The sequence below is a fragment of the Actinomadura keratinilytica genome (assembly GCF_039539665.1).
Lineage (GTDB): Bacteria > Actinomycetota > Actinomycetes > Streptosporangiales > Streptosporangiaceae > Spirillospora > Spirillospora keratinilytica.
Genome location: NZ_BAABDO010000161.1, coordinates 1 through 11,899, shown reverse-complemented (window position 1 = coordinate 11,899; position 11,899 = coordinate 1). Strand labels below are relative to the sequence as shown.

At 68.3% G+C, this 11,899-nt stretch carries 9 protein-coding genes and 1 pseudogene; 5 read left to right on the top strand and 5 right to left on the bottom strand.

From position 1 onward, the window contains the following. The 3 genes from ABD879_RS30005 to ABD879_RS29995 form a co-directional block, all read right to left on the bottom strand. Window positions 1-514 (bottom strand): methyltransferase domain-containing protein (locus ABD879_RS30005; RefSeq protein ID WP_345025088.1); only part of this gene is annotated, 514 nt, incomplete at its 3' end. 1,153 nt (window positions 515-1,667) lie between these two features. Then, window positions 1,668-2,876 (bottom strand): methyltransferase, FxLD system, encoded by a 1,209-nt coding sequence (gene fxlM, locus ABD879_RS30000; protein WP_345025087.1) that lies wholly within the window; start codon window positions 2,874-2,876, stop codon window positions 1,668-1,670. 371 nt (window positions 2,877-3,247) lie between these two features. Then, entirely contained in the window at window positions 3,248-3,607 is a 360-nt protein-coding gene (locus tag ABD879_RS29995; protein ID WP_345025086.1) for a hypothetical protein, read from the bottom strand. Between the two features lie 871 nt (window positions 3,608-4,478). Here ABD879_RS29995 and ABD879_RS29990 point away from each other — a divergent pair. Genes ABD879_RS29990 through ABD879_RS29980 form a run of 3 tightly spaced genes read left to right on the top strand, consistent with a single transcriptional unit; the run spans window position 4,479 to window position 7,212 of the window. Next, a complete protein-coding gene (locus ABD879_RS29990) occupies window positions 4,479-5,324 on the top strand; it encodes a peptidoglycan-binding domain-containing protein (RefSeq protein ID WP_345025085.1) in 846 nt (281 codons plus the stop codon). Window positions 5,325-5,361: 37 nt separating this feature from the next. Next, a complete protein-coding gene (locus ABD879_RS29985) occupies window positions 5,362-6,249 on the top strand; it encodes a peptidase inhibitor family I36 protein (protein WP_345025084.1) in 888 nt (295 codons plus the stop codon). Window positions 6,250-6,276: 27 nt separating this feature from the next. Next, window positions 6,277-7,212, top strand: coding sequence for a SpoIID/LytB domain-containing protein (locus tag ABD879_RS29980; RefSeq protein ID WP_345025083.1), 936 nt, complete (start codon window positions 6,277-6,279; stop codon window positions 7,210-7,212). Between the two features lie 58 nt (window positions 7,213-7,270). On the opposite strand, the gene ABD879_RS29975 is transcribed toward ABD879_RS29980, so the two are convergent. Further along, window positions 7,271-8,305: an NBR1-Ig-like domain-containing protein gene (locus ABD879_RS29975; protein ID WP_345025090.1), complete on the bottom strand. Its 1,035-nt coding sequence runs from the start codon at window positions 8,303-8,305 to the stop codon at window positions 7,271-7,273. A gap of 1,469 nt (window positions 8,306-9,774) precedes the next feature. Between ABD879_RS29975 and ABD879_RS29970 the strand changes: the two are divergent. Further along, window positions 9,775-10,571 (top strand): annotated as a pseudogene (locus ABD879_RS29970) (IS5 family transposase). A gap of 145 nt (window positions 10,572-10,716) precedes the next feature. On the opposite strand, the gene ABD879_RS29965 reads toward ABD879_RS29970, so the two are convergent. Beyond that, the gene (locus ABD879_RS29965) at window positions 10,717-11,121 is read right to left on the bottom strand and encodes a hypothetical protein (protein WP_345025081.1); all 405 of its coding nucleotides are present in this window, start codon (window positions 11,119-11,121) and stop codon (window positions 10,717-10,719) included. 461 nt (window positions 11,122-11,582) lie between these two features. On the opposite strand from ABD879_RS29965, the gene ABD879_RS29960 reads away from it, so the two are divergent. Continuing rightward, window positions 11,583-11,849 carry a hypothetical protein gene (locus ABD879_RS29960; RefSeq protein ID WP_345025080.1) on the top strand — a complete coding sequence of 89 codons (267 nt, stop codon included), beginning with the start codon at window positions 11,583-11,585 and terminating at the stop codon, window positions 11,847-11,849. Window positions 11,850-11,899 lie beyond the last annotated feature (50 nt).

Below are 11,899 nucleotides of genomic sequence, written 5' to 3'. Positions count from 1 at the left end.
TGTCCCAGGCGCCGACAGTGACCAGGGTCCGATCGAACAGAACGAAACCGGGCACGGGATGTTCGGCGTCCGCCTGCACGACGCTGACCCGCCCGCCGTATCCGGCCCGGTTTAACAGGACGCCGGCGCGGTCGATGATCTCGCCGTCGATGTCGATGCTGACCACGTGCCCGTCCGCGCCGACGACCTCGGCCAGCAGCGCGGCGTTGCAGCCGCCCGAGCCGATCTCCAGCACGGTCATGCCGGGACGGATGTCGGCCATCTCGATCATGCGGGCCTGAATGTAGGCAGCGCTGACCGAGGACAGATGCCCGCCGTGCTCGTCGGTCTCGGTCACCACCGCGCGGTCCACGCTGTACACCACGTCGAGAGGAGTGTCACCGGGCACGAACGCCTCACGCGGGACCGTGCGAAACGCCTTCTCGACCGCAGGTGAGACGATCTGCCCGTTCGATAGCAGGGTGTCGGTCAGCTCGTCACGCAACCGCGCCGCCCGCCCAGCGTCGCCGGTCATGTCCACTGGCTGAATCACGTGATGTCTCCCCCGTTGATCGATGCTGTTCAGCTGCTGCTCGATCGAGATCGGCCGGCCCTGGTCGTCGGCCCGCCTGGTCGGGCAGGAGCGTCCAGCGGACGATGTGGCAGCCGCACACCCAGGCCACCGAGGAGAACGCGGCCCGCACCGTCGCCGAGCGGCTTCTGAGATAGCCCCGCGGCCCCGGCGACCAGGACCACGGCGCCGGACCGGGGCCGCGGTGGCGGCGGCGCGGCCCCTTCCCTCCGCGCCGCCGCCAACCCCTACGGCCGCACCCGCTGGAGGCCGGCAGCAGGCTCCACGGGCGCGGCATCAGACGGCGGGGCGGCCGGAAGCGCGGCCGGTCGCCCGGCCCTCGCAGGACTACCCCGCCACAAGCCAGATCCCGTACCTGTCTTCCGCCTGGGAGATCACAGATGAAACGCTCTCTGATCGTCGACACCGAGTGCCGACACTTCCCGTTGGCCTGATCCAAGGCGACGCCCACACCAACGACCTGATCCGTACGAAGCAGGGCCAAGCGCTACTCGGCGATTGGGATCATGTTCTTTGGGGCCGCGGGAGTAAGATTTGATTCAGCCGCACTATTTGCGGCGACGGTTCTACCGACATACCGCACAGGACATTGACGACTTCACCGCTGAATACGGTTGGGACGTACGCGACTGGGCCGGGCACCACGACCTGGTGGAGCTGCGAGAGATAAGCGGACTCAGCCCATACATTCGGCAAGCGCCGTCACACCGCTGGTTTCGTAATGAGATCGCGCACCGGGTGGCCGCCCTTCGACAGCGGAACACTACGGCGATCTGGAATTCTCCTCCTCGTACCCATTGACATGCCCACCCGGTCCCCTCGATCCGATCGGCCGGGCACAAGAAGCCGCAGCGGCACCCCGTGCGCATCGAGCAGAGGAAGGATCCGCAAGTGGTCGAGGCCCGGATGCAGGACTGCTGCGCCGAATCGGTGACGGGGGTCGTGGCGGCAGCAGGTTCACGGCGACGTGGTCGCCTACGGTGAACAGAAGCTCGAGCAGGGCGGCCCGCTTGCACTCTGGCTTGCATATGCACAACCACGGTGCTGCTGAGTGGTGAGCTGCATAGATGTCGCGGTCACCGCCCTGAAGCAGCAGTCACCATGTGAAGACCATGCGGCTGTCACGCTTGTCGATGATCAGTCCGTCGATCATCTGCTCGTCCGGAGTGCCCGCCGGGTACAGGGTGATGGTCGGCTGGGCGTCGGGCTCCTCCGCCCAGCGACGGATCTGGTCGATGATGCGGTCGGCGAGGTCGGCGCCGCGGGGGCCGTGGCCGATGGCGCCGACCTCCCAGCGGGAGACGCCTTCGGCGACGCGGCGGGACGCCAGGTAGGCGATCGAGTCCTCCGCTGCCAACGCGGGGTTGACCGGAGTCGCGGGGGTGGCGCGGCCGCTTCGGACGGCGCTGGGGGCGGCCTTGATCCGGCAGGTGCCGGCCTCGGCGGTGGACATGCGCAGCCAGATGCCCTCCATCGACTGGTCTCCGGGGATGACCACGTCGGACCACGCCTCAACGCGAGGGGTGTCGAGCACTCCCCGCAGTCGTCCGCCGATGGACTGGTCCCGGTCGGCGAACACCACGACGTCATCGGCCAGCTCGATGGTGCGTTCGCCGTCGCTGCCGCCGGTCATGGCGATGAAGCCGCACAGGTGCATCGACGAAGAGGTCAGCGACGCGGCGCGTCCCGGTCCGGCGGGCTGGTGGTCCAGGGCGAGAGAGCGGGTGAGGCCACGCCAGCGCAGTGGCACGACGATGCGGCCGGCGGGGGCGAGCTGGGCCCACCATGCGGTGGGGATGTCCCAGGCTCCTGCGGTCACGATGATCAGGTCGAAGGGGGCGTGCTCGGGGGCGCCGAGCGCACCGTCTCCGGCCAGCACGAGCACGTCGAGATAGCCGGCACCGGCCAGGTTGCGGCGGGCGTCGGCCGCCACGCCCTCGTCGATGTCGATCGTGGTCACCTGACCGGTGCCGCCGACCAGTTCGCGCAGCAGCGCGGCGTTGTAGCCGGTGCCCGCGCCGATCTCCAGCACCCGCCATCCGGGCCTGGGTCGGGCTTGTTCCAGCATGCGGGCGACGATCGTCGGCTGGCTCGCGGAGCTGAGCGGCGCTCCGTCGTCGCCGCGTTTGGTGACCACGATCCGGTCGGCGTAGGCGTCGGCGATCGGCGTGCCGGGCAGGAACCGGTGGCGCGGCACGGCCCGGAAAGCCGCCTCGATCGCGGGTGTGCGGATGGCGCCGGTGTCGACGAGGCGATCGACCAGCCCTTGAAGCGCGGCGTCGGGCCGGATGGTGTCGGTGCTCATTGCTCGCAGTCTAGGTCCGGGGACGTGGGATCTCAGGTGTTCGGCGACAGGTGCGTTGTCGTCTATCCGGCGGTGAGGAGGCAGGCATCCCACGCCCATGTCCGTGGGGTGTCCGGTTCGAGAGTGCGGGTCAGTTCGACACCGGCGGAGCCTTCCAGTAGACCGGGCTGTTCCAGCGATGTTGCTGCATGCGGGGTGAGTCGTGCCTTGAGCGCAGGCACGTGGTCGATCAGGGCGGTGGTGCGGGCGAGCTGCGCAACAAGCCGGCTGACGGCGCACCACGAGCGGACGAATCGATGTCGTCGAAGACCGCAGCCGATAGTGGTCTGCCGACCCTGCCGCCGCGCCGGCGGACCGGCACCGCCGATCCTTCAGCGCGGTCGGGCCGCTTGTTCGCGCCCCGGTCTTTTCACCGACGCCGGGATCATCGTCCAGCGCGTACCAGCCGCCGACAGCCAGGCGACGGGCACCGAGGCGACCAGCACGGCTCTACTGAGGTCGGCCGCGACGAGGATGCCGCGCTTGCGCCTCCGATCGCCCCGCGCGTCGACCGGCAATCCGGTCAGCAGGAGCGGAAGCGTGGTGAGCGCTGTCAGAAGGCCGACCTCTGCTGCTCCCGCATCAAGCGTGGTCCGGGCCAGGACGGGCAGCGCGACGAGTCCGACGCAAGTGCCCGGCTTGCCGGTGGCATCGGCGAAAAGCAGCGTGCGGAAGTGCACGTCGGCGAGCACGCTGCGCCGGAGCCACCTGCCGCGCGAACGCCACGAGGATCGCACTCCAGTCTTTCGCAGTGAGCTCAACCGTGGCGACGGCGGAGCTCACTCTGGCCAATGCCGTTCGTCCGCAGGACAGCTCGGCTTCGTCTTGCACCACTCGCCGCGAGGCGACTCCTGGGCGATGATGACATGCCGAGATCGCGGCCTCTCGTTGCGACTCTTGCCCGCACCACGGTGACGGAGATTCCCGAAGCGATCCGCACCGGCATCGGCGTGTTCCCGCGCAGGCGGGGTGGTCCGCCCGGGGACCGGGTTCGGGTCACCGTGGATGGATTGTCACCGCGCAGGCGGGGTCCACCGATGGCCTTGTCGACTTGTGCGCCAGTTCTCCCGCGCAGGCGCGGGTCATCCGTCGGCTGCATCGCTGCCACGATCGCGCACCGCCTTCTTTCCGCACAGGCGGGGGGTGGTTCGCCTACGTGACTCGCCCCTGCGCCTTCGTATTTCCCCCGGGGCAGGGGGCCGGTTGTCAGCGTGTCTTCTGTGCGGTCCGCTCACGTAGGCGGAGTGGTTCGGAGCACTCAACGTCGCTCGAAACATAGGCGGGAGCAGGTGCATGAATCGGTGCTCTGTTTTCGGGGGCGTTGGCTCGCGGCGTTCGCGGGTTCGGGACGGGCGCGGGTCGAGTGTCGGACGCGGTCATAGGCCTGTCCGCGCGACAGGCGGTTGAGCTGCACTAACGGCGTCGGATACCTGTCAGGACGCGTATGTGCCTGTTCGGAAGTGGGCGTCGAACAGCCTGACAACACGATCCTCTTGTGGACACGTGGGTGATTCGTGACGGTGGATTCCGCCGCGTGCTTCGACCCCCCGCATTGGAGAGACGATGAAGCTGCCCGCGTACGCTGCTGCCCTCGTGTCGGCCGTACTGGTCACATCCCTCGCCGGAACGTCCACGACGTCGGTGGCTCACGTGGCCGACGTCAGGGCTCTTCCGAGCGTGAACATGGAGGCCACGGTCAAGGCCGCCCAAATCGACCCGCGGCGGCCTGACAACGCGCTGACTCCGGGCGCCCAGGCCAGCGTGCTGCTCATCGAGCAGGCCCTGCGCGACCGGAAGCTGCTCGACACGAAGTACGTGGACGGCCACTTCGGCACCACGACGGTCGCCGCCTACGCGGCCTACCAGAAGTCGCTCGGGTACACGGGGCTCGCTGCCAACGGCCTGCCGGGCAAGACGTCGCTGACCAAGCTCGGCGCCGGCCGTTTCACCGTCACCCGCGTCATCGAACCGGGCGCGCGGGTGCCCACCGGCGGGGTCGTCATCAACACCCGCACGCGGGCCATGCTGACCGAGGCGGAGCGGCTGCTCGGCCGCACGTTCGTCCTCGACCAGGGCTCGTACAACCCGGGCGGCGACCCCACGTCCGCGGGCACTCACGACGGCGGCGGCGCCGTCGACATCTCCGTCAAGGGGATGGACGCCGCAACGCGCACCGAGGCCGTGCGCGCGCTGCGCCGCGTCGGTTTCGCGGCATGGCTGCGCAGCCCCGCGCAAGGCGACTGGCCGTGGCACATCCACGCCGTCGCCATCAGCGACACCGACCTGTCCAGCCAGGCCCAGCACCAGGTCGGCGACTACTACCTCGGCCGGAACGGGCTCGCCGACCGCGGTCCGGACGACGGGCCGAAGGTGTCCATCCGTACCTGGGAGGAGTACCGGCGCAACTGATCCGTACCAGGTTTCAGCACATCGGAAGGAGAACGGCATGAGCAGGCTCAGCAAGATCCTGACCGTGACGACGGCCGCCATCGCGTTCGGCGGTGCGGCGTCCGTCCTCGTCTCGCCCGCCTCGGCGGCGGCCCGCGACGGCAACTGCGACAGCGGCGAGTTCTGCTACTACTACAACAGCAACAACCAGGGATCGGTCTCGGACTTCACCGGCTCCGTCGCCGACTACGGGACCAGCCAGCCCTCCTGCTACGACTTCAAAGGTTCGGGCAACGGCAAAGGCCAGTGCATCAAGAACAACGCCGCCTCAGTCTGGAACCGAAGCTCCAAGACCGTCCGCGTCTACTACAACAGCAACTACGGCGGCGCCTACCAGGACTTCAAGCCCGGCGCCAAGGGCAACCTGAACGTCACCCTGAAGAACCAGAACGCCTCCCACCAGTTCTCGCCGCCGTCGCACGTGAACATGTCGTACGCGCTGTACAAGGCCAGCGGCGGCAGGATCACCTGCGGTTTCGACGGCTACACCAGCACGCCCGGCCGTCACGAGGGCATCGATATCGCCCGCGGCGTCGGCTCGGACGTCCGCGCCCTGGTGGCCGGTGAGGTCATCTACATCGCGCGCGGTTTCAACGGCAGCGGCGGGCTGTCCACGATCTCCATCTACAACGCGTCCCTGAACAAGACGGTGATCTACCTGCACACCGCGCCGCGGTCCTCGCTGAGCGTGGGCCAGAAGATCAGCCGCGGCCAGGTCATCGCGGACGAGGCGTGGCGGGGCGTGTCGTCCAGCTCGGGCGCGCACACCCACGTCGAGATGCGTCCCGGCCGCCAGACGCACGCGGCCAAGAGCGTCGGCGACCCGCACCTGGACAACCCGAACCCGACCTCGTTCTGGCACTCCCAGGGCTACAACGTCCGCTGACGCGTGGACCGGAAGAGGTAGACGACTGTGGCGAAACGAACAGCGCGGCTGATCTCGCGGCTCACCGCGGCGACCGCGGTGCTGGCTGCCGGCGGGGCGGTGCTCATTCCGGCGGCGCCCGCCTCGGCCGCGAGCCGTGACGGCAACTGCGACAGCGGCGAGTTCTGCTACTACTACAACAGCAACAACCAGGGATCGGTCTCGGACTTCACCGGCTCCGTCGCCGACTACGGGACCAGCCAGCCCTCCTGCTACGACTTCAAAGGTTCGGGCAACGGCAAAGGCCAGTGCATCAAGAACAACGCCGCCTCAGTCTGGAACCGAAGCTCCAAGACCGTCCGCGTCTACTACAACAGCAACTACGGCGGCGCCTACCAGGACTTCAAGCCCGGCGCCAAGGGCAACCTGAACGCCACCTTGAAGAATCAGAACGCCTCGCATCGGTTCCTGAGCTCCACCGAGTGCAAGACGGACGGCACGCACACCAAGCTCCCCAGCTCGATCCTGGTGTACCGGGTGTCGCTGAACCGCGTGGACCGGGTGCCGTTCAAGGACTACGTCAAGAACGTCCTGCCGAACGAGTGGGTGTCGAGCTGGCCGAAGGAGTCCCTCAAGGCCGGGGCGATGGCCGTCAAGAGCTACGGCTGGTACTGGGCGCTGCACTCGACGCGCAAGACGCCGAGCGGGGAGTGCTTCGACGTCTACGACACCACGTCGAGCCAGGTCTACAAGCCGGGTTCGGCGACGGCGGCGACGAACGCCGCGGTGGACGCGACGTGGAACAAGCGGATGACCCGCAACGGGAAGATTCTGCAGGCCCACTACTGCTCGACGACGACGGCGTGCGGCGGGTGGGTCACCGGGGACTGGATGTCGCAGTACGGTTCCCGCGACAAGGCCAACGCCGGCTGGAGCTACGACAGGATCCTGAAGTACTACTACAGCGGGATCACCATCTCCTGACGGCGTGACCGACCGGCCCGGGTCCCCGCCGCATCCCTTCCGCGGCGGGGACCCGAGTTCACTCGACGATGATCTGGAAGTTGACCGGGCGGTTGCCGGGGAACGCGACCCGTCCTGCGGCATCCACCATCTTGAACCGCACATAGCACAGACCCGGCTTCCTCGGCGTGGTGATGTCGGCCCGGATGTCGACCATCTCGCCCGGCTTCGTGTCGTCGATCGGAACTTCGGAGATGGTCTGGCACTGGTCGGCTCGTTGCGGGAGGTCGAGGCGGCGCAGCGCATACCCCCTCCACGGCACCTTCCCGGCGTTCTTGAGCCGCCAGATCTTGGTGACGGTCTTGCCGGCGGCGACGTGCGTGCAGTCGGGCAGGGTGATGTCCGCGATGAATGCGGCGGCGTCGCCCTTGTGCGTCGGCGGCGCCGGCGGCGGGTTGCGCACCTGCACGGGGCAGTCGGCCGGGGGCAGAGCCGCCTTCGACGGGTTGTCGGACGGCTTCGGGTCGGGCTCGTCGGCCCCGGAGCCGAGATCGACGGCGACCACGGTGGCGACCGCGGCCCCCACGCCGACGACCGTCGTCGCCAGCGCGACCGCGGCCGGACGGGTCAGCCGGAACCGCCGCCGACCGCCGGAAGCGGGAGGTGCCGACTGGGCGTCGTCTGCGCTGTCGTCGGGCGGTAATGACGGGCTCGGCACGGATGCGGAGGACTCGCCGACCGCGTCGGACGTTCGCACCCCGACGGCGACGTCCACGGTCTGCCGGTCCTCGGCGGGCGTTCGGACTCCGTCGGGCGGACGGGTCGCGGCCGCGCCTGCGGCGGCCGCGCGTTTTCCGGCGCCGGCGGCTCTGACCACCTGGTTCGCCTTATCCCAGCGTTCGCGGTACGCGGCCGGATCGGCGCCGCACGCCTTGACGAACTCGGCGGTGGTCGCCCAACTCGGAAGCCTGTTGCCCTTCGTGGCTTCGTGCAGGGTCGTATGCGAGATCGCCCCCGATCGGCCGGCCATCTCACGGAAAGTCGGGTTTCCCGCCGATATCCGCAGTTCCCGAAGAGTCGCCGCGAAGTCCGCGATCGCCTCCTGTGCACGCACATCGTCCACCGGGCGAAGTTAACAGCGCGTCCGCTTCCCGCTCAAGCAGGAACCGATACCTGTGGATAACGTAGGCGCTCTCGCCCTAGATCATTACTATCCGCATATGCGAGGCGATCAATCTGCAACGATCGCCAACACTTCGGCTCGCGCTTCGGCAGCTTCTGATCAGCAACTGAATCCCTCTATTGGCAACAATGTCGGACATTGAGCAACAGTGTGCGGTCCCCCGAGAGCCGGACACTAACCGCACTGCTTTGGGCACTCTGAGAAGCGGTTTCCGCAGAGAAGGGGCGCCTGTGCGCCCGTCGTGCGCCCAGCCGGGGCGCAGGTGGAGGGGGCAATGGTCTCGTGGGACGAGCGCTGGCGTGCACCCCTGCGCGCCGGGCTCGGCGAGACCGCGTGCGACGACGCGGCCTGAGGTTCGAGCGCTCGGCCCTGGGGCGGCGTTCGACGCGCCCCGCAGGGCCGCCCTACCGGTCGCCTCCGTCCTGCGCATGGGCGCGCCGCTCCCGCCACACCGGCTGATCAATCAAGAGCAGATGCCGGGTGTCGATCATTCACGGCCCAAGACGGTACGGGCAGAGAACGTTCAGAATCTGCCGCGTAGCCGCCGGTATCCATCCCCGGCTACCGAGAGCCTCCCGCATCCGCGGGCCGGCCCTTCCCGCTACTTCGCAGGACAACCTGGACGGCCATGTTCGCTCGTCGTCCCCGGCAGAGATCAACATGCTGCGCAACGCGGCGACATGTAAACCTTGACTGACGTACACAGGGCGACACAGATTGTCACGGGGAACACCGACCTGACACAGGGACGGCGGACTTTTCAGCCCGTAGGTTGTGGGTTCGAGTCCCACGCGACCCACCACGCAAGACCAGGGCAAACGCGAGCTTGCCGCGGTATGCCCACCGCCCCCTTCGCCCCGGTTCGTCCTCGTGTTGGCTCCATGTCGGCTCGCCGACACGACCCCAGACACAGCCAGCCCCACACCCCCACCTCACCACGTCCCCACTGAAAGCCGCAGCAACATCAGCAGACGGCCGCCACCAGCTGACCATGACTGCACCCAGAACCGTGACCGCTCCACGCCTGCTGCCGCAGGCCTCCCAGCACCCAAGCGGCGCCAAGCCCCGGTAGTGCGTCCGACGACGCACTGGTGGACGCCCAGAGTCGACCGTGAGCACTGCCGCACCGAGCGATTCACGGGTTGATCCCCTCGGCCCGCACCAAGCGATGCCACTCGGCGCGATCATTGCCGCAGTCGGCCGATAGGCGCTTCGGTCTGCGTGCGTGTGCGGCCAGGCGGGACGCGACGTGGGCGACGTCACGGCCGATGCGGCGCAGACTGGCCCGACGACAGACTCCGCTGCCATTTCAGCCCGACGTATCCCAGGCCCCGGGGCAGTGCAGGTCGGCCGAGCGCAGGCGTTGCGGAACGAATCTGATGGGCTCACGGGTGGCCCTCGTGGTGATGGTCGAGCAGGTGGTTCCAGACGAGTTGCGGGAGCTGTTCCAGCAGGTGGTGCCACCCGTACCGGCGCCGGCCGCAGGGCGGCGGCCGGCGCCGGTACGTGGACCGTGAAGTGCCGGCGGCGATCATCTTCGTGGCCACCACCGGCTGCACCTGGCGGCAATCGCCGCCGGTGTCCGGCCCGTCCGGGCCGACCGCCCACCGCCGTTTCACCGAGTGGACCAAGGCACGGGTGTGGCCCAGGCTGCACCGGCTGATCCTGGACGAGCCGGGCTCGCGCGGAGAGCCGGCTTGGTCGCGGTGCGCGATCGACTCGGTCGACATGCGGGCGCTCAACGGGGGGACCTGACAGGTCCGAATCCTGTCGACCGCGGCAAGAACGGCTCGAAGATCACTTGATCACCGGAAGGTCCGGTCTGCCGATCAGTGTCGCGACCTCCTCTGCCAACCTGCACGACAACCAGGCCCTGCAGCGCCTCGTCCGCAGCATCCGCCGATCCACTCGCGCCGCGGGCCCCGCCGGCGCCGCCCCGCCAAGCTCTACGGCGACAAGGGCTACGACTACGACCACCTGCGCCGATGGCTGCGCTCGCGCGGCATCCCCCGCCTGGCCCGCAAAGGCGTCGACTCCTCCCAGCGGCTGGGCCGCCACTGGGCCATCGATCGCACCATCGCCTGGTCGGCCGGATGCCGCCGTCTGCACCGCCGCTACGAACGCAAGGCCGAGCGCTTCCCGGCCTTCACCGCCATCGCCTGCGGCCCTCATCCGCCACCGCCGACTCACCCAATGAGACGAGCTCTAACGGAGGCGGTGGGTTGTGAGACAACACCCGGCCTACCAGGGCTTCTTCATGTTTCAGGGCCTGCCGCACCGCCCGCGCTCATGCTGTGATCATCCACCCACGTGGAAAGCGCTCATTCCTCCGCCATGACCCGCTACCCGCAGCAGCGGGCCGACAACCGCTCAGTCTCAGCGGCTGCCGGCGTCTTGACTCTTCGGCAGCATTGGTTGGCGGTGCCGCTTTCCGCGTTACCTCGCTCTCCTCGATATTCGGGGTCCGACCAGCCCGTCTCAATGGAAATGACTTCGCTCAGTTCGGCCATCCGCATGAACTCGGGGATGTCGCTCGCCCTTTCGTCGGCGCGTTCGGCATCCTCCTTGGCCTGGTAGATCCATACGTCGCCCCATTCCTCGTCAGCGACCTTGGCGATTACGGGGGCGTCGACGAATCCAGAGATCTGGCGGCGGACACCAGCGATCGCGTCGGGCCTGCCGTCGAGGAAGTCTTTCTCGGCCGCGGGCTTGACACGCACGCGCACGAACTCGACGAAATGCTGCATGGTGCTACCTTTCGGTTGATGGTGTACGGCTTTTCAGGCCGTCGTGGTCGTGATGCGGCTGCAAAGGTTGCCGAAGCCCGCTGTGGAACCGTGCGGTCGGGGTGAGGTGGTGGTGATCACTACCTCGGCACCGTCTTCAGGGAAGGTTCGGGTGGACCCCCGGGAAGAGGCAGAGGCTCGTCGCCTCCCCAGCACGGCTCAATGAGAGAGCCGCGCCGGCGGCGGGCCGGTTCGGAAGCCGAGTGGTCGTCGCCATCCATCTGGATGGCGGACGGCGAGCCCGTACGTCGCCGCTGCCGAGCACGAGACGCCGCCCGGTCACCGCGTCGACCGACTTCCACTCCTGTGCCGGGAAGCAGGTCATGAAGCCTGATATGTCGGGGCCGCAGCGGGTGGTTGGGGCGCGTCGCCCGATCGGGCAGATCCCAAGGTGCGCGTGGACGGTCCCTGCAGGGATGTCGATGTCGTACAGCAGCGAGGAAGTCCGCGAGACCGTGCACGGCCAACGGCGCGCGAACCGGGGTGTGGCCCTCGAAGGTCAGACCGATCATGCGCCGTACGTCCTCGCCGCGGGCGCCGGGGCAGGCCAGTGCGTACGAGCCGGTCAGCGTGACGACCCGGTCGCCGGTACGGCAATGCACGCGCACGCCGTGCTCGTCCTGGTCGAGACCGAATTCCTTTCCTTTCATCGGACGGCCACGGGCCTGGCCGGTGTCGGGCCGTTCTAGGTGTACTGACCATGGACGTTGGTGACGGCGACACGGCTGGATGATCTTGA